This is a genomic window from Neochlamydia sp. EPS4 (genome assembly GCF_000813665.1).
Lineage (GTDB): Bacteria > Chlamydiota > Chlamydiia > Chlamydiales > Parachlamydiaceae > Neochlamydia.
In genome coordinates, this window is record NZ_JSDQ01000098.1 from 1 (window position 1) to 19,470 (window position 19,470).

General features: G+C 37.1%; 14 protein-coding genes. 5 read left to right on the forward strand and 9 right to left on the reverse strand.

Annotated features, from left to right (window positions below):
* Nucleotides 1-467: hypothetical protein (locus DB42_RS09555; protein WP_044882763.1), on the reverse strand; the 467-nt coding region annotated here is incomplete at its 3' end.
* Between the two features lie 722 nt (nt 468-1,189).
* Between DB42_RS09555 and DB42_RS09565 the strand changes: the two genes are divergently transcribed.
* Nucleotides 1,190-2,587, forward strand: a complete 1,398-nt coding sequence (locus DB42_RS09565) for a hypothetical protein (protein ID WP_044882765.1) — start codon at nt 1,190-1,192, stop codon at nt 2,585-2,587.
* An 11-nt stretch (nt 2,588-2,598) separates the two neighbouring features.
* Nucleotides 2,599-3,264, forward strand: coding sequence for a hypothetical protein (locus DB42_RS09570; protein WP_044882766.1), 666 nt, complete (start codon nt 2,599-2,601; stop codon nt 3,262-3,264).
* A gap of 761 nt (nt 3,265-4,025) precedes the next feature.
* Here the strand turns inward: DB42_RS09570 and nrdJ are convergent.
* From nrdJ to DB42_RS09610, 8 genes are all read right to left on the reverse strand, one after another.
* Nucleotides 4,026-6,038 carry a ribonucleoside-triphosphate reductase, adenosylcobalamin-dependent gene (nrdJ, locus tag DB42_RS09575; protein ID WP_044882767.1) on the reverse strand — a complete coding sequence of 671 codons (2,013 nt, stop codon included), beginning with the start codon at nt 6,036-6,038 and terminating at the stop codon, nt 4,026-4,028.
* Between the two features lie 308 nt (nt 6,039-6,346).
* Nucleotides 6,347-7,327 carry a hypothetical protein gene (locus tag DB42_RS09580; RefSeq protein WP_044882768.1) on the reverse strand — a complete coding sequence of 327 codons (981 nt, stop codon included), beginning with the start codon at nt 7,325-7,327 and terminating at the stop codon, nt 6,347-6,349.
* Between the two features lie 162 nt (nt 7,328-7,489).
* The gene (locus tag DB42_RS09585; protein WP_039383577.1) at nt 7,490-7,738 is read right to left on the reverse strand and encodes a hypothetical protein; all 249 of its coding nucleotides are present in this window, start codon (nt 7,736-7,738) and stop codon (nt 7,490-7,492) included.
* 153 nt (nt 7,739-7,891) lie between these two features.
* Complete coding sequence (locus tag DB42_RS09590) at nt 7,892-8,710, reverse strand: hypothetical protein (RefSeq protein WP_044882769.1); 819 nt, start codon at nt 8,708-8,710, stop codon at nt 7,892-7,894.
* Entirely contained in the window at nt 8,703-10,451 is a 1,749-nt protein-coding gene (locus DB42_RS09595; protein ID WP_044882770.1) for a BatD family protein, read from the reverse strand. The genes DB42_RS09590 and DB42_RS09595 overlap by 8 nt, the downstream gene beginning before the upstream one ends.
* Nucleotides 10,445-13,336: a VWA domain-containing protein gene (locus tag DB42_RS09600; protein ID WP_044882771.1), complete on the reverse strand. Its 2,892-nt coding sequence runs from the start codon at nt 13,334-13,336 to the stop codon at nt 10,445-10,447. Before DB42_RS09600 ends, DB42_RS09595 begins: the two co-directional genes overlap by 7 nt.
* Nucleotides 13,333-14,466: a VWA domain-containing protein gene (locus DB42_RS09605; protein ID WP_044882772.1), complete on the reverse strand. Its 1,134-nt coding sequence runs from the start codon at nt 14,464-14,466 to the stop codon at nt 13,333-13,335. The genes DB42_RS09600 and DB42_RS09605 overlap by 4 nt, the downstream gene beginning before the upstream one ends.
* Before the next feature lie 728 nt (nt 14,467-15,194).
* Complete coding sequence (locus DB42_RS09610) at nt 15,195-16,016, reverse strand: ParB/RepB/Spo0J family partition protein (RefSeq protein ID WP_039383563.1); 822 nt, start codon at nt 16,014-16,016, stop codon at nt 15,195-15,197.
* Nucleotides 16,017-16,105: 89 nt separating this feature from the next.
* Between DB42_RS09610 and DB42_RS09615 the strand changes: the two genes are divergently transcribed.
* From DB42_RS09615 to aroB, 3 genes are all read left to right on the forward strand, one after another.
* Nucleotides 16,106-16,921: a hypothetical protein gene (locus DB42_RS09615; RefSeq protein WP_044882773.1), complete on the forward strand. Its 816-nt coding sequence runs from the start codon at nt 16,106-16,108 to the stop codon at nt 16,919-16,921.
* Nucleotides 16,922-17,380: 459 nt separating this feature from the next.
* The gene (locus tag DB42_RS11445; RefSeq protein ID WP_039383560.1) at nt 17,381-17,578 is read left to right on the forward strand and encodes a hypothetical protein; all 198 of its coding nucleotides are present in this window, start codon (nt 17,381-17,383) and stop codon (nt 17,576-17,578) included.
* Nucleotides 17,579-18,017: 439 nt separating this feature from the next.
* Nucleotides 18,018-19,121 carry a 3-dehydroquinate synthase gene (aroB, locus tag DB42_RS09625; RefSeq protein ID WP_162180780.1) on the forward strand — a complete coding sequence of 368 codons (1,104 nt, stop codon included), beginning with the start codon at nt 18,018-18,020 and terminating at the stop codon, nt 19,119-19,121.
* Nucleotides 19,122-19,470: the final 349 nt, after the last annotated feature.

The following is a 19,470-nucleotide window of genomic DNA, read 5'->3' on the forward strand; positions in this document are numbered from 1 at the left end:
TTTTTTTGTAGAGGCAAGTGCTTAATTTCTTCTCGGCTCAAGTATTCTTCCCCACCAGGAAGTTTTTCCCAAAGTAAAAGGCGATTAATATTTAAGAGATAAGAAGAGTAATTAGCCAGAGTTAAGCCTCTTTTTTCTTCTGTTTTCCATTTAAATTCCAAAGAAGAAATAGATTTAGCTAAGGTAAAAACTTGCTTAAAAGCTTGATAAACTTTTTCAGTAGAGGTAAGTCCAGGATTGAATTGATAAACTTTAGCTAGCATAAGAGTTCGCTGGGTAGTGGTATTCTTCGTGGGAAAATGAAACTGTGCTATTTTTTTATAAAGAGAAGGCATCACTTCAGTAGCCAGCAGATGATGCCATCTTTTACAGACGCTAAATAAGGGAGGAACTACGCAAGCCTCTAAGATAGGGAGCAGCAATTCATTGGGCAAGCTTTCAATAGAAATCGATGAGATAGGATGCATTTTATTTCCTTGGGTAGTGACAAATTTTTCAGCATTTTTATTTTTTTAAGACAATATAAAAAATTAAAAAGCAAGTCAAACGAATTCGTATCCTTATCAATGAAAAACAACTCACAGAGCCAAAAATTTGGCATATAGTTCTGCTTACTGGTAGCCTAATTTCCTAGAGCAAAAGTCTCCTCCAAGGCCTTGAATGACTTTTAAAGCATCATTTCTTTTTTTCCATCCAAGGCTTGTCCACTTCTTGGCTTAGCCTTCCTCCTCTCCTTGGAGATACTAAAAGATCTATACCCTGCATATAAGATGATCGATAGGAAGCTTGCCTATCAGCGGTGCCACGTAAAATCGCTAAGATGCTAAAGGTAATGATGTCGAACAAACTACAAATTTGGTTCGGTCGTTTCCTTGGAGCTTCTAATTTCTTAAATACAATAAAAATACTATTTGGCCTATGGGCATTCATTTACCCATCCTTCTTAAGGAAAAGAATGATAATCATATCCCTTGCTTTGCCAGCTTAAATCTTTTTGTAATTTTCTAATATTCCCTGGTTTTTTCACTCTTTTGCTACTGATAAAACAATATATTAATAATTAAGTATTTATTTTTAAACTGTTTTGAAATTGCAAATTAATAAAATAAGTTAATGCTTTTTATTTAAAAATAATTTTATAATAGTTTTGTAAACATAGTATCTTAATATTAATTTAATATGGTTATCTATGGATGATAGTTCGCGTAGCCCATTTGTCAGAGCCAACCTTGATACCTTATCTCTAGAGGGCTGGAATACCCTTGTTGGCCAAATGTTAGATAGTCAACAGGAAGCTGTCAAAAAAGATGGAAGAAAGTATATTTACTTAAACCCCCGCGAAAATGAAATTGCCTTAGGTCGTGAGAAGGAAGTTTCCTCGAGTTTTAAAAAACTGAGTCATGAAAAAATCATAAGAATTTCTATTAGTAAGTTACCTCCATATTTGAGCGAAGATCAAGTAATTGAAACGCAAAAGAATATAAACAAAATTTTTAGCACAAAAGAAACAACAACTCTTTCCAAAAAGTTTTTTAGCATTTTTAGTTCTTCTGCTTCTATTGGAAGTAAGCTACCTATCGAGATAGCTATAAATCATCGAGCTGTCCTTGGAGAGTTAGCAAGAACCCTACCAGAAGCTGTTCAAATTCTACGCTCTTTAGCAGGGCAGACGGGAATATATTTTCTACATCATACCGATTATAGTGAGGCTCCTCTTGCTCTAAAATTAATGCCCCATCCTATCACACATCTGATTGCTGATCATTTCTATAGAAAGCTAAATTTTTCAACCCCTCTTTATACAGCATTTCCTAGAGAATCAGAGTTAGGACAACTAGCTTTAAAGAAGCTAGAGGATTTGGCGTTAAATGATTTAAGAGAAAAGCATCACATGGCAGAAAATAGCCAAGAAGCAGAAATTTATGGAGGAAAAATTAGGCAACTAGAACATCAGCTAAAAAGTACTCAACATATAATGGTAATGAAGTATGTTCCAGGCACAACTTTTGCTGAGCTGCCGGTAGATGAATTGATGAAAGCCTTAACGCAAGAGAAAATTTTATTGGATATAGGAGCAATGATCTTTTTAGACGTATTATTACATAATACAGATCGCATGCATCCTGAAAGATCAAATAATTTAGATAATTTACTATTACAACCTGAGGCCTCAGAGGAGAGAAGAAGTATAGCTTTAATTGATCATGATTTTAAAGTTAATAGTGAAAATTGGACAACTATCGCTGAGACTCTTGTAAAGTTAGCAAAAGGGGAATTAACTGAAAAAATTATTGATAATTTATGCACATCTATTAATATTAAACTTAAAGATGATCCAGTAACAGCTGAACATTACCAAAAAAGTTTAAAAAAAGAGGATAAAATTAGATTTTTCTTACAAGAGGGTTTTCGTAAAGGAGCCCATAGTTTACTACAAGCTTGCGAAGACTCTGAAGTATTACCAGCATTATTAAATGTTTCTTCCTCTGGTGATCTCTCTTCACAAGAAGCAGTGCTTTCTGATAGGGTAGAAATATTCAAAGAACTATTAAAAATCATAAAAAAGAATTTCATTAATAAAATATAAGTAGGGAAAAAATGAGTGTACCTGTTAGAGGAGAATATCATGACTTGGCAGCTCGAGCAGATTTTTTAAAGAAGTTTACTTTAACATTTAGTAGCCCTTTAAAATTAAATAAAGATACCTATACGCGTATAAAGTATTATGCTCCCAAAGCTTTCAAAACCCATTTTCTATTTAATTTAGAGAAACTATATTATCAATTGATAAAAAAGAGCCATCCCGTTAATTATGAAAAATATAAGCTAATGATTAAGGATGTAGAAAAATATATAAAAATCAAACAACAACAGCTCACTTTACTAAGCAACAATCTATTGGTAGATGTACAGGACCCATGGCTATTGGCTTACACTCAAACTAAAAACATGTCTTTACAAGAAGCTAGTGAGCATCTACAAGACCTTTTATTTTCATGGGAAGAATTAGCCAAATATGAGCTTGAAGATTTTATTCCTTTAGACTTAAAAGACTTGGATGACTACATGCAGAAGCTAGAGGAAATTTATCGACCCTTATTAGAAAAAAGCTGCCCAGTTGAAGATAAGCCTTTAGAGAATCAAAAACTCAACGAGCTAGCTGATAGAATTTCTACTTTAAGAGATAAAATTGAACATCATAATTTTTCCGAAATTTCTCACCTATGTCAAAATATTCGGACTATTGTACATGTCACAAGTTAAGCTAGGATTAAAATTTAGGGTTGATAGATGGGTAGACAAACAAAATCCATAAAAGTTAAGGATAGTGATAAGTAAAGATGAGTGGGCCTATTGAGAGGTAATATCATCATTTGGCGCGTGGGGCAAGTTTTTGTAAAAGGTGCCAGAGTAGAGCGAGTTTAAAATGCAATTCTGCAGGCATCTATAAATTTAAAGATGCTTGCAAATTGCTAGTTTTTCTAGGGGCTGCCCTTTTTGATTCATATTGATTCCTCCGCCTCAAAAATTTAAGAAATACTATCCCCAGATCGCTTACATATAAAAAATTTTATAGATAATAGCTTACCTAGTACGCATTGTAGGTACGGCTTCTGCCAGAAAAGCTAGAATCGATCTTGCTTGCCGATAAAAAGTTTTTGACACCACGATGTAATACTTCCTTTCCTCTTGTGCCATACGCAGGCTAGCTACCTAAGAACAACTTACGTACAATGGCTAGGTTTCTTAAAGCTTCTTCTACGCGGTCGATAAGAAAAGCCTTAAAGGGCTAGCTGATAAAATCTCTTTAGTAAGAGTCAAGATTAAAAATCAAACTCTGGTAAAAATTTCTCTCTATTTTAAAATGTCTAATTCTTACATTTTATTAATAACTAAAACAAGCAAAGCTAATTTTTTTTAATTTAAAAGCTATTCCTAGTAGATGGCTAATTTAAAGATAACTAAATAGCAAGCTAAGATCCAATGCTTGCTATTTAGTCTCTTTTTTAAATTATCGTGTAGCTTTAACGAACGGGACAGGCACCTGTTGCACAAGCAGCTTCTAACTCTTCATCACGCATTTCAATGCCTGAATAATCGATATCTTTCAACTTAGCCACATAGGTATCATAGTTTTCCTTAGTGACCACTTCCTGCGGTAAATAAGCATATCCTAGGTCTTCGGCATTTTTCGTAGGATCATTACGAAATAAGAAGGAAACCCCTACATAAGTATCCCAATTTTCTAACAGCCAGTCAATAATAGCAGGAACCTCGGAAGGATCGTAAGAGATAGTATTGGAAACATTCTGCTCACACCAGGTTTCTTGTAAAAGCTTATACCACTCGAGCTGATAAACAGCCGAATCAGTGTTTACCTCTACTTCTTCCACTTTACCATTCTTTCTGGTGACCATCATCCGCGTAAACGAAATGTTCTCAAATTTTACAGGAAATTTAACAAGTACAGATTCTGGTTCGTAAGGTTTTTCTACCACCGTATAACCTGCAGCTCGAAAACGTCCCACTAAAGGATCATGCTTAGAATAAGTAATATTATTAAAAATATATTTTCCTAGCGGCAAATGCACTCCTTCTGGCACTTCCCCCCATTCTTCTGTTCCCATGATTTTGCTTAAAGTACCACTAGGTTTCACACAAGTGACGTTTTTAGGCAAAGGAGAATTAAGCTCATTAGCCATGCTATAAGCTGCGCTTACGGTGATATTACGCATACGCTTGTAATCATAGGCAGTCAGATCACTTCTTGCACGAATGCCTGTTAAGCCCACTCCACATAAGTGAAGAAAATCATTATTGAGATGCCAAGCTTCTTGAAGAATTTCATCTCTTAAGTTAACCATTGTTTGACGGTAGTTCATTCTGCCGGCTAGATAAAGAGCTCTCTCTAAACCAATTTTATCCCCTTTAAAAGCTAATACATTTACCTCGGTTAAGTTGCAAAAACTTTTATTACCTAGAAGAATTTCTACACAAGGATTACAGCCTTTAAACCAAGGTGCCCGTCTTTCAGCTTCCATGGCATTAATAAAACCAGGTTCGGATCCCCCCGAATCCATCATGAGTTGAAAGAGGCTTTCTAATTCTGCTTTGGTTGGTTTCTGGCGAAAAAGAAGGCTATTATTAGATTGCTGACGATGAGCATTCCCTTTAAGCCACCATTCTTTTTTTGCTACCGCAAACTCTTCCCATTCTGGTTGGGCATATTCAAATAGCGCTATCTGGGCTGAGCGGCGGCTAGAAAGAATGGTACCCAGCCAGTTGACGATATCTAAAATATCAATACGAGTCAGAAGCTGATCGGCACGGTCGGATAAAATTTTAGCAATCGCTTTAAAAGCTTTAGCAATTTGCTCATCTCCCGATGAAATCCAGCCATACCCTTTAAGGCGTGTCCCTGCAGGTCGGATCTCCGAAAAATCAAGTACTAAAGTTCTAGCAGGATATTTACCTGCCACCAATTTACCCACAGCTTTTGCCCAAGCAATCGCTGAATCTCCGACTTTAATTGTCCATGTCTTCGTTGCAGAATCATAAGTTTCTACATTATTCTGCTCGCCACCTTTGCCTGTTCGATTAGAACGAATCACCCGAATCTCTTGCAAAGGTCTACGAAAACCATTTAGAGTGCCAGTAATAGGCCTAAAGCCTACACCACAACCTTGTAACAAGAGCCAAAGCACATCGACAATATCATAGACTGTTTCCACATGGGTATAAGAACAATTAAACATGCTAGACTCACGTTTACGGCTCAACTCCGTTCCACCCAACCATAAAGTTCTGCCGGCAGGTGCTACTTGACGATTAAGAATAAGCCCGCGTAGCTCTTCCAATTCGTCATCCTCGCGATCACTCAGATCACGCCCTAAAGCTCTTTCCCACAGCCAGTGCTGATGGCTAATTACTCGTTCAACAACTTGATCCCAACTTTCTAGCAAAGTTTCTCCCTCATTAATAGGGCGATGATATGTTCTCAAAGCTGTGGCCATAGCCCTTGCTGTTGGTTTTGTCATGATCTTTAATCCTTCCATAGATAAAATATTTTAAAGCTCTCTCTTTCTCTCTTTTCTAAAAACACAAGATGTTGTGGTATAAAAGCAAAAAACCACTACTGCTTGTGTTTTTAAACGTCCAAGGTATCTCTCTTTTTGCCTTAAAAGTCAATATCGACTTTTTTTTTAAATCCTCCTTAGAAGAAAAGGGAAAAGAGCTTTTAAGTTGTTGATTCTAAAAGAGCTAAAACGGATTAAAAAAACCTTTTTTCAGTTACTTATAGCGTTAAGAATAAAGAGCTTAAGTTCAATAAAAATACTTTCCTTTTTTATTTAAACATTTTCACAAGCTCTATAAGTTTGGTATCTTTAAGGTGGATTGGATTTTCTAAAGCATGAGAAGCTCTTTGCTTTAAAATTTTTTGAATTTTTTGCTCTTCTTGCTCTTGATCTAATAAATGATAGTAGTCGGCGCAGATTGTCAAAAGCTCTTGAAAGTCTTCTTCTGTCTCAAGCATAGGAAATGTTTGACGGACAAGTAGACGAAATAGTTCAGGATTGCCTCCATTAGATAAAAAAGTAAGGACTTCTAAGCTCAAATCTAAATCCTGCGCTTTTTTAATGCTTTGAATGATATGTAAGATCATTTTATCCGAGTTTTCGGGGTCAGAATGATAAAAAAGACGCGCCCGTAAAAAATCAAACCAAGCTACATCCTTACAATAAGGTCCAAAACTCTCTAGCAGATCAGCCGCATAAGGATAATGATGGCCATCAATCTGCTCTGCAATATAATCATATAAAAATGTTTCTAAATCATGGGCACACCCTTGCGATACGCTTTCGAATATCTTTAACGGGTCAGCTCCCTCATCAGCATGCTTACCAAGAATCATTTCTAGATTAGCCATTGCATCTTGAATGTCTGCTGGATAAGCACATTTCCCTTGATCATAAGCAAAAATTTGATGATCTAATTCATCGCAAAAAATAGATAAACAGGGTTTTTCATTTACAAAACGGCGCCATAATTCGAAAACCACTAAATATATTTGATCTTGCTCACTTGCCTCTAAATTTAAATCTGCGACTAAACCCTCGCACAATTCCTCTGGTGAATCCACATCTTGCGCCAACGCCAGCAGGGAAATTTTATCTAAAGCCATATCTTTTTGACGTAATCTGTCAAATAACTCTTCATGAGAAAGAAGACGATAATCTTCAACTTGCCAAGGTTGCACCTGGGTATTAGGATTTAACAACCAATTGATACGCAAAGAATTAAACAAAGCACGTTGCTCAATATTCATAGGAGTATGCCACCCTTTTTTATATAAAAAATCATATCATATTTATAATAAAAAATCTAGGTAAGTAAGCAAGAAAGATAAAGAGGTTTGGAGGCGAAAGCGCTATTAAAGTTAAATTAAAAAACAGGCGAAAATTTAAAGGAATAAAGGAGCTATCAACATTTAATAATTTCTAACTTGGGAAAGGTGCTTTTCCATTTGATGGACCCGATCTTGCAGCTCTACAAACAACCCTTCTAAGGCTCGGCATTTTCTGTCAAATTCTAGAGTGTTTTTTAAAGTACCGTCTAGAGTGTTTTTTAGAGTAAGAGAAGAGTTGCTTAAAACAGGGCAAAAGTTTGAGCTTGGTAAGCTCCATGACTCTGAATTACTTTCACTCAGCGGTGGCCTATCACTGTCTTGTGCTATCATTCTTTTTCTCCAAAAGTAATGTGCTGACTAGAATATCAAAAAATTCATATTAGTGACAAGCGCAAACTAAGAACTACAAATAGGTAAAAGCTATGCAAAATGCTCATGAGTTTAAGGTAGCTTAGCCTCTTACAAATATTTTCAATCCAATTTTTAAGGCCTTAAAAAGCGAATAGATTCTTGAGAAATGAAACCTATTAAATGATCGGGGGTTCGTATTTTTAACACCCTTCCTTGTTTGCCAGATTCCAACACCTCTACTTTACATCCTCCTCTTAAAGGTTGCAAAGTGACTAAAGCCGAGTTAAGATTTTTTTCTCCATATAAGTGGGTCGCATGAATCAAAACACCTTCTATAGGCTCAAAATATTGGCTATAAATGATGCTACAAAAAAATAAGGCGTTTACAAGCGCTACGCTACCCACCAGAAGTTTTAGCCCTACATAATTTTTCCATACCAATAAAGAGGCCAGGCTACATAAAAGAAAAGTAAAGACACATAAAATTTCTAAACACTCGGGTAAAGAAAAATAAAAGTGAAAGAAAAAAAGTTTTTTAAATAAAGAAGGTGACTGAGTAGGAGGGATCTTCAACTTAGCAAGCGTTTCTTTTAATTTAAACTCAACCTCAAGATCGCGTGGCCTTAAGCGCTTAGCCTGATAGAAATAAAAAGCCGCCCAGGGATATTGCTCAAGATTAAAACAGGTTTCGGCCAAGTTACTATACAGGGCACCATTGCCCTGCAGAGGGCAATAAAGCTTATCTAAAGAATGATAAATCATCAGTAATCTGTTGAGGGCTTGGCGGCGATGAAAAAAATTGTTAGATTGCGCAGCTTCTTGATAGGCTGCACGCGCTTGCTCTAAGAGGGGGACGGAAGGATGGGAAAAAGGAAAGATGAAAAAATTTAAGAGAGCATATCCCGCTGCTAGGCTTACCAAAACATAAAAATAAACAGTTTTATTAACCATACTTAATCTCTTGGAGTTTTTTGTACAACCGCTGACATTCTTCTAAAGCTTGGAAATAGAGCTTTTCATCTGACCCTGCGCCACTATAACGCTGAAAATCTATAGACAACAGCAAAGCACGTACTTCGCCCGCAACCCCCTCCAAAGGCAGATCTACTCCTAGAGCTTCTTGGTGATTAATTAGGCCGCATTCAAATAATTGCTGGATTAACAATCGATGAAGCAATTCAAAAAAGAGAGGAGAATTTTGAGGAGCCTTCAACATTTCTTTATATATGCATAGGCTCGTTTTCTTTTTTACTTTCCTTCCTTGAATTTTCCATGAGATTTGTAATTTATATTGCAGCCCTACTACTCCTAAACTTAAAGGAATTAACCCTATTACCCACCAAGAACCCAAAATTTTATTCTTTAAATCTGCAGGTTCTAAAGATCGCATGGCATAAAAAGCTAAAGGAGGCAGAGGCTGATAGCTTTTTATCCATTCTGCTAACGTCTCCTGGCTTTGAAAGTTTATAGGGGGAGAAGAGACCCGATCAGTAGGCAAAATATTCCGGCTAGGAGAAATAGTAAGAGCAATAGGAGGGCTATGCAAAATTTTATACTGCTCGCTCTTAGGATCAAAATAAGAAAATTGAATAGAAGGTAGGCTTTTAATCTCTGCAGAAAGAGGATAAAGCTTTATCTCAAAATATTTGCTATCATCTTCTTTTCTACCTACCGCAGGAAGGTCATTTTCTTTAAAAAGGCCACTAAAGCCTGGTTGGCAGCAAATTTCAGGAAGGGAAACGCTATCCCAATTCGAGGTTTTGCCTTTAATGCTTACCCTCACAAAAACTGGATCTCCCTCGTTAAGGGTTGCCACACTCAGTAAGTTTATATCCATCGTAAATTCTCCAAAAGCTCCATTAAAAGAAGCTGGCTGATCTTCTAACGGAAAAGGTTTTACGATGAGTTTAACAATGGGCGCCTGAGAGCTAAGATGAGTGGCTGTAAACTGTTTATTGCCTCTAGCATCTTCCACATATACCACTCCTTCGATCCTAGAAGGCCCCCAAGCATAGTCTCCAGGTTTAACCGCTTGAACTTGCTGAGAAATTTCAAAAAAGCTTAAATCTTTTTCTGTCCAGGTGCGGATATCGGGACGGCCTACTTTCTGCAACCCTTCAGCTTCCAACATAGGCAATACTTCTTTTAAAAGAGCGATATTGCCTTTATATATATAGCGATAAACTAATTTTGTTTCTTGGCCTGGATATAATTCTTTAAGACCTTCGCTATAAGCCTGCAGCTGAAGAGTAGACTTAAGGTTTTCATCCGATGATACTAAAGGAGAGGCAAGTGGAGCTTGAATTTCATAAGTAATAGGCAAAGTTTTAAAGGTTTTCCCATCCACTTTTAAAGATAAAGAAGAAAGTGTGTAGGTTCCTTGATTTTGAGGAGGCAGAGTAAATTGATAAATGCTGACGGTTAATGGACTGTCGGGAGAGATTCTTACACTTCGTAGCAAATCAATCTTTAAAAATCGATCGTTTAAAAGGGCACTTGATTCCTCTACTTTCTGATCGCTATTATGCGTAACTTCTAATGTGCCTTTTAAGGGCCACCCTTGATGCAAAGTAGCTGGATCAAGAAAAGCACTTACAGAGATATTTGCTAAGACAGAAGATTGAATCAAGATAAACCCTAAAAAACCTAGAATCCACTTCAGTTCCAAACGATAAAAAAGAAAAGCTACCATGGCTTTAAACCTTCTTTGATGAGAGCAGGTTGAGAAGGCAATGGTTGATCTTGCGTATTCATCTGCTGAATCAAACGTGCCATCTCTTCAAAAGATGATTGAAAAAGCTGAGGAGATGAAGTTTGTAAATTGGGTTCCATAGAGCACTTACCTGTTTTATTAGGTTCTTTCATCTTTGTGAGGGCCTCTTGCCAGATAGCCAACACTTCTTCCTGAGCCTTCACAAGTTGAGGTAAATCTAACGACGAAGCTTGAACAAGGTCTACGATTTTTTTAGCCAGCGTATTTCCTTGCTGAAATAAAGGAAACACTTCGTTCCAGGGAGAAAATTGACAACGTTCTTCCCTCCCCGCTGAGGAAGCTCTGGCATTAAACTTTGCAAGTTGCTGGGCATAGGCAGCTTGATGAAAATAGGAAGAAAATGTTAGCAAATATTCCTGGGAGGAAAGAATAAACAAATCTGCCTCACGCGCGGTTTGAGCTTGGCTTTCTTGCAAACGAGCGAGAAGTCTTGCCTGAGCTAATGCATGCCTCTGTTCGCCTATAGCAGCTTCAAGGACTAGATCTGGACGAGCATGAATATCTGCGTGAAGAATTAAAAGCACACGCCTTAACTGCTGAAAAGATTCATTAAAATACAATTGAGCTTTTAAATCTTGCAAAAGTTGAAGCTGGTCAAAACTCGCCTGTAAATTGTTTTCGATAGCCTCCATACCAGCTTTAAGCCTTTCATGTTCTGAGGGCAAGGAAATCCTATCCAGTTTTTGCTTTAAGAAAAGCAGCGTATTAAATTCTAAAGGATCTTGTAAAGCGGCTAGTGAAAAATCATTTAAAAGACTGGCTATATTCTCTTGAAAAGAATCTTGCGCAAAAAGAAGATGCATAAAATGCTCTAGCCCCTCCATTGCTATTTCTAGGCTAGCTTCAGCGGCAGTAAAATCGCTCTTTGAAATTAAGGGAGCTATCTGATTAAAATGTCTGGCAGCTCTTTCCAATAAGGAAAAATTTTTATCTCTCTGCAGTTGAAGGGTAAGTGCTTTCCATAGCGGAAGCCAACTCATTACATGCCTTTTAAAAAGATCTCGATATTTGTTTTCTAAAGAAGCTGTCAGAGGGTTTTCCAACAAAAAATTAAGATCTTGCTTGAGCAGCTGCAATCCTGTTGCTAACCAAGGAAGACTTTGTGGGGGTGCTGCCTGCACCATAAGATTCTCTCTAGCTTTTTCGCGTATGTCCACCATAACCATTTTGGAAAAAGTAGCTGCTCGGCCTAAAGGATAAGCCTTTTGACACTCATCTTGCCCGCTAACTTTTAATAGTTGACATTCAGCTTCTTGAACTAAAGGAATTTTTTCTAGAAAACGTTTAAAAAAGTAAAGCGCTCTAAAATAAGAATCTTGAAGAGGTGACGAAAAAGCCTGCGGAACTTGGCTTAACCTCTCCCCCTGATAGAAGTTAGCAAGAGCAAGATTTCTAAGGACACGATACCTTAATAAAGGCGCGCTAGTCTTGTCCCTCGATAAAGCCTGCAATATCTCGATAGCTTCCTCTTGCTTTCCTTGTGCCGCCAAAGCAGTCCCTAAATTATAGGTCACCACACTTTTTTCCCATGCAGATAGATCTTCTGCTAGCATTTTTTGATAGATATTGGCTGCTTCAACATAATTTTTAGCTGAAAAATAATCGGCTCCCCGTTGCATCGACTCCTGCAGATTTTCCATAGCAGTAAGTTTGCTTAAGAAAAAAAAGCAGATGAATAAGAGGGCTGAAAATTTATTTAAACGAAAAGAAGAAGATGAAGAAAGAGCAGTATCGGGCCATAATAGGTAAAAAGCCAACAAGAGGATAGCTAAACTTAAAGGAAGCTGGTAATAGGAATCATATTTTAAATCTTCTTCAACATTTAAGGCTTGCCTTGTCTCACTAAGAGAAAAAGTATCCACTTTAGAAATTTGAGCAGCAAGATCCTCTGCGATAGCAGTAGCAGGAAAAGCATAGCCTGCGTAATAGCGTCCCTCCCCTTTTTCACTTAAAGCTTTCAAAATATCTTCGTTTAGATGGGAAATGATTCTTTGGTTTTTATTCATTACATGAGGAATTTCTAGACCTTCCAATGTGCCTACACCAATCGTATGAATGGATGTTTTTGGCAGAGAACCTAATAAAGCCTCTAGCTCCTTGATATAATTTAGACGAGCTCTTCCCTCTAACTCTTCCAGGCGATTATCGCCACCATCAGAAATGATAATAATAGTTTTAATAGAAGAGGTTGAAGATGTTAGATAATGTTCATGCAGATAGCGAAGCATATCTTTTAGATCAGTTCCACTTACATCACCTTCATTAATCGTTAAATGCTGTAGCATGAGCCGCATAAAGAGGTAATCCATAGAAGGCGGAGATAGCTTGGTCACCTCTGAAGTAAACCCATAAAGCGATGCTGACTGCCCTTGCAGGCGGCTTATTACCTGATCAGCAATATTCTTAGCATTCTCTAAACGACTTTCGCCTAGTCGTCCATCTAATAGGCTCATCGATGCAGAAGCGTCGATCAAAAAAACAACTTCATGAGGTTGCATACGCTTAACGTCATGCGTTTGTTGAAGGTGTTCTATCGCCTCTTGAGAATAATGGGGATGGCCTTTAGGCTGCATTAAAGCTAAGCAAAGGAACATCCAAGCTCCACATACTGCCGCTACCTTTAAGCCCCAGCTAAGCTTAGACTGGGCCATTAATACATAGGGCAGTTTGTCTTTACTCGTATAATGAGCAAAGATTTTTAGACGGTGGCAATAAAGCCTCCAAAATAATAAGAAAAATAGGACAATAAAAAATAGTAAATAGCTTGCTTGGGGAAAAGTATAATAAAGCCCCTTAAAGTTCATGGAACCTTCCTTAGAAGAGTCGTTTGCAAGACAATAGCAAGCCATACCATTAACATTCCGCCAGCTATTAAATAGGGAGAAAATGAAATCTGCTGATAGATAGGAGGCTTTCCTCCCGCAAACTCTTGCGAAAGAAGAATACTTTTTTCTAGGCGATCAATCGTGGCATATACCGTTTTCATCTCCCCAGGATCATTTAATATAAATAAACGTCCTCCCGTCAATTGCGTAATTTCTTCCATTTGTCGCCGCTGAGAAGATAGCTGATCAGCATAAATCCTAGGATCAATATTGATAAAATAAAGGCGCACCCCCTTTTCTTTTGCAAAAACTGCCGCCTCTTTTAGTCCTAAATTACGCCAAAGGCTATTTTTGTCTAAAATATTAGGATCTTGCAGGCCATCTGTCACTAAGATAATAATAGAATTTTTTATGTTATAAGCAGGCTGGTTTTTTTGAGCTAAATGATTAGCATAATACTTGGTAGCAGCAATCATGCTAACAGTTTTGTAAATCGCATAACCCATGGCCGTGCCATTATCTTCTTGTTTTTTTACTACCTGGATATGAGCTAAAGCTTTTAAAATCTGTTGATGGTCTAGGGTCAAAGGAGAAAGAATATGAGGCACTCTAGCAAAGGTGATGAGTCCTATAAGATCGTTAGCTCTTCCTTTTAAGCCTGCTGAAGGATTTCCTTGGATAAATTCTTTTGTGACTTGTTTAAGGAGAGCTTCTTTGGAAATATTTTGTCGTTTACTGTCAAGGGTGGCTGTCACCTCTTCTGCCATAGAGCCAGATTGATCAAGCAATAAGTAAATAGCGATTCCCTCCGTGGGAAGAAAATTTTTATCGCCTTTTTCAGCCACAGCTAAAGGAGGCCTGCGCACAAAAAGATGCGGATTTGTTAAAGCGACTAAAAATAAAATTAATCCGCCCCCATGAAGCCAACGAGGAAGCTGAGAGAAGGTGGTTTTCCATCCAGCGTTAAGAAAAGAAGGGTGTAGATGAGAAAATAGTAGGGACGATTTTCTCATTTGTTCTTTTTTCCTTGCTAGGCCATAACATAGGCTAAGCAAAACCAATGCTAGTATGGATCCCCAAGGATCGATTTCAAAAGAAATATTTTGCATACACTTACTTTATTACAGATGGGTATAACAAAACATAGATAAAGGATAAATAAGATAATGACGTTTCTTAAGAGAGCAAAGATAGCCCTATCATTGTAAGCGGTCATGGGGGTATCTCTACTTAAGGCATTGATTTAAGGACCTACTACAAATCAGAAGGACAGTAAATAGAGAAAAAACAGCTATTTGTAAGCATTTCTGGCTTCGCAGATGCCAACAGAATCGCATCTAAAGCTGGTTATCCCTCCCCTAGCCGCCTATATCTTCAAAAACCAGAAAACTATAATTATTCCCAGTGAATACAGACTTCCATAAAGACATGAGAATGAGGGACTAATTTTATTTTATAGATTTTTGAAAAAAAAATTTATTCGGGGATCTAAAAATCAAATTTTCTAAAAAGCTTTATCCTCTAGATAATGCGTATGCTAAGCAGATAGGCTCAAAAGCTCAATTTAAAAAAGCTATGTTCACCCTATGAGAAAGTGTTATACCACCTTGATAGGAGATTAATCTACTCAGCCTGTAGTCTAGCTTGTTTAGTTAATATTTTAAGGCTCTCCCTGTTTATCCTCAGCATTTCTTTCCATAAAAAACTAAAAATAATCAGCTACCCGCTGAGGTAAAAGCTCAAATATGACCTATAAAAGCCTCATCGATGATTAAACAAATCCCACGGATGAGGTAAGAGAAGAGCAATCAATTTTCAAATAAAAGTGGCGTAACTTTTATTCCCTGACTCCCAAAGCCTCTAACAAACGCTCAAGATCGTCGAGGTTAAAATAATCGATAGAAATACGACCCTGCCGCCCCCTTGCGCGGATAAAAACTTTAGTGCCTAATTTATACTGCAGTTTTTCTGCTAACTGCTCTAAATAAAAATCACGCGTTTCATAAGAGAGTTTTTTTTGCTTAATTTTTTGCTTAAGTTTTTGCACCGCTTTTTCAGCTTCACGCACACTTAAACTCTCCCTTAGAATCAGTTCATGCAAATAAACTTGCTTTTCGGCTCCTTCCACCGCTAAGATAGCTTTAGCATGCCCCATGGTAATTAGATTTTTACTTAAGCTATCTTGTATAAGATTAGGTAAAGACAATAAACGTAGATAATTAGCAATCGTCGAACGTTTTTTTCCTACCGATGCGGCTAGCTTTTCTTGGCTAAATTTAAATTCTTCCATCAAGCTGGATAGGGCTTTAGAAATCTCGATAGGATTTAAATCCACTCGCTGAATATTTTCAATCAAAGCAGCTTGGGCAGAAAGTATATGACTTGACGATCGCACAAGCACAGGAATTTCAAGTAAGCCTGCTAGCTTGGCAGCACGCAAACGCCTTTCTCCTGCCACCAACTCATAATGCAAAGAATTTTCCAAAGGTCTAACAATAGGTGGATGAATTAAGCCCACTGCTTTTATAGATTCGGCCAATTCTTTTAACTCAGCTTCAGCAAACTGCCGTCTAGGCTGAAAAGGACTTATATCAATATGATCGAGCGGCACATTCCGCAATTCTTCGAACAAAGAAAGTTTTTCCTGGGAAACATTCATACGTTTTACTTTTAACTTTACAATAAATAAACATGTTATATGATATTCGTTCGAGACAGCGCAAAAATCAAGCAAAAAAGTCCTCAACTATGAAAAAAAACCTAAACCGCCCATCCCTCTCCTCCGATACGCCCCTCTCTTGGTCAGATGCTCTCCTAGCGCATCCTTTTACTCAATGGGCCTCTGATAACGGAAAAATCCTTCTTTATTCTTTTTTGGGGCTTATCATTCTAGTCTTTATTCTCTTCCAATTTATATGGCGACATCATGCCGTTTCTGAAGCTGATTTTGTACGCGCTGAGAAAGAATTTTCTCTTTTTACCTCCTTTAAAGACATTAGCGATCCTGCTGCAGAAGTAGAAGCGCTAAAAAATCTTCATGCAATCATGGCAGCGCATCCCGAATTATACCCCAAATATGAAGGATTAATTGCTGAAACATTATTATTAAGAGGAAAAAATGAAGAAGCTAGTCTGTATGCAACCTCAGCAATTAAACGGACAGCCTATGAGAATGATCCTTTCTATACCAGCTATGCCCAGGCAACCCTTTTACTGGCTAACGAAAAATATGAAGAAGGCTTAAAAGCAGCACTTAACCTAAGAAATCGGATGTTAGAACAGGCACAAGCCTTCAAAGATACACCAGAAAAACTGCAATATGGAACTTTTTTGTATGCTCTTAACTTATTAAGAATAGCCATGCTGCAGCAACAGTTGTCTCTTTTTACAGATGAGCTTGCCACCTGGAAAGAATGGGAAGAGCTAACACTAAAAAGCCATGAAGGCACCCTTCCTTTTTATTTAAAAGGCCAACTATTTTTATCCTTTAACAATTTATTATCTGAAGGGAAAGCTTCATTGGCTGATTATATAGAGGCAAGAAAAAAGTTGATAACAAAATAGCGGATAAAACTTGCTAAGATTTTTTTTAGGCTGCTATAACAAATTATATCATGCATAAGTTTAAATAGGCATGAACTCTAGAGGATTTCCTAAATTTTATTCCCTCTAGAGCCCTAGAGAACCAGACGAAAAAGAGTACAGAACTATAAAGGTTCTAGCTGATTTTTTAAGAATGAGAAGTATAAAGAAGTTATAAATAAAAAATTATGCCTATTTATTTTAAGAAAAATGGTAGGTTAAAGAATGAATAGGAAAGATTAATCAATAGGTTGCATAATTTAAATTTTTTGAGATTTTTTATCTAAAAGGTTGGATTTACAAAATATAACCTCAAAAAAAAGCAAAAAATATAAAGCGCCGACTTTGAAATCTCAATCAAAATTTTGAGACCACAAACGAGCCTTCAATCATTGAAAAGGTTTTCCTCTTAATCGCTCTATTAAGGCAGGTGGAGAAACAATGGTGAGTGTTGAAAATAGTTCATTTACTTTTAACGATATCCTCGAACAAACTGAGGAAGAGAGCTTTCTTCCTGCATTGAACGTAATCGTTAATAAGCGACATACAATAATAAATAACACTCCACCTCTTTCTGCAGCGTCGGACTTAGCAATGACCGCCGTGGAAGTAAAAGGAATGTTTACTGTTTCTTTCTGAATAGGGAAAAGAATACCCCCATGCTATGACGGTTACCTTTCAGTAGCCGTCTTAATTTTTTGGTATGCCAAACTCCTAGCTTATCGGCTATGCCAAACTAGGAAGCAAGTTATTAGAAAATTATTAAGCCTAATAGGCTAAATTACTTTTGGTTAAAATGGGCTTATGCCTTCCTATTTTTAATTTCTGCAGCTCGGTAAACCCTATATAAAAACCAAAAATAGATCCCTTCTGCCCAAATAAATTCCTAGTACTTGATCAACCTTTCAACCAAAAATAAAAAAGTGCTTTTTCTAGCTAAAAAAGACTATAAAGCAATTTATCCTTTTATTAGCTCTGTAGGCTTTAGCTACATATTTATAAACCAGGCTTTTAACCAAAAGACTTAAAAAGAGTAATAATTAATCCATTAAAATTATGCATGAGAAAATCAAGAGATATGGATCCCTTAAGCTTTAGTCAATGGACCTCGATTAACCTTGCCTCGCAAGATTCCTCCATTCTTATTAATCCCGTTCCTCTTTTTACAAATGTGCAGCTTAAAAAAGATTATTCCCAGCTAGTTATTATCTCGGATGCTAATGTTTATCCCCTTTACGGACCTTTCCTTATCCAGCAATTTCCCTGCAGTCAAATAAATAAAATTATTATAGCCCCAGGAGAAAGATCTAAAAGCCTGCAAACTGCTAATTATTGCTGGCAAGAACTGCAACGCTTTGAAATAGATCGCCATGCTTTGATTATAAGCCTAGGAGGGGGCGTGGTTACTGATTTAGCAGGCTTTGTAGCCTCTTGCTATATGCGGGGTTTAGATATCATCCATGTCCCTACTACTTTAATGGGAATGGTGGATGCGGCTATAGGAGGAAAAACAGCGGTAAACTTTAAGGGTAGTAAAAATCTGATTGGTAGTATTCATCCTCCCCGCCAGGTATGGATCTTTTCTTCTTACCTTCAATCTCTTCCTGCAGAAGAGTTTAGCGCTGGCTTAGCTGAAATAGTTAAATATGGGATTATTCAAGGTCCTCAGCTGTTCGAGCGATTAGAAAAAAATACAACAGCCATTCTTGCTAAAGATTCTCAATTTATGCATCTTCTCATCGTCGAATGTTGCAAAATTAAAGCCTTTATCGTAGAAAAAGATGAAAGAGATTATGGCATTCGGGCGACTTTAAATCTGGGACATACCTTTGCACATGCCATCGAGGCGGCTATGGACTATCAAATTTCGCATGGCCATGCAGTCTCTATAGGATTAAGTTGCGCTTTTTATACCAGTAAAATTTTAGGTTTTATTGAGCAAGCTCTCATTATTCGCTTGCATAATTTGCTCAAAAGCTTAAACTTGCCCCTTTCATTACCAGAAGAGCTGTCAGAAGAAACTTTGATTAGCTATATGTATAACGATAAAAAAACAGTGAAAGGAAAGCTAAATTTAATCTTAGTGAAGAAAATCGGTAGCGTAGAAAGTATAGAGGCAGTTGAACCTAAGCTTATCTTAACAGCTTTAAAGCAAAAGAAAGCAGAAAAAGAACTTGAATGAGTTAAAAAACCTTGTTATTCTCTGCGCTCAATCTCTTTTTGAAACGCAAGGCCCCTGGATTAATAATTTCTTTGCAAACAGCATGGGAAATAAGGGAAGCTGCTTTAAAGAATATATTTGCAGCCCTTTTAAGAGTTCGGCTCATAGGGAAAATTATAACCTATTCTATAGCAAATTATAGTTTGGCAAAAGGCTAAATGTAGAAATTTATGCGACTATCTTCTATTTAGCGGCCGTACTGCCCAGGATAAGGATAAAAAACCTGGGTAACTATTTGAGGTTTTAAAAAGAGAAAGACCCCACTTTTTTAAGATGGGCCTCGTGGGACTTAAACTATAAAAAAATATAA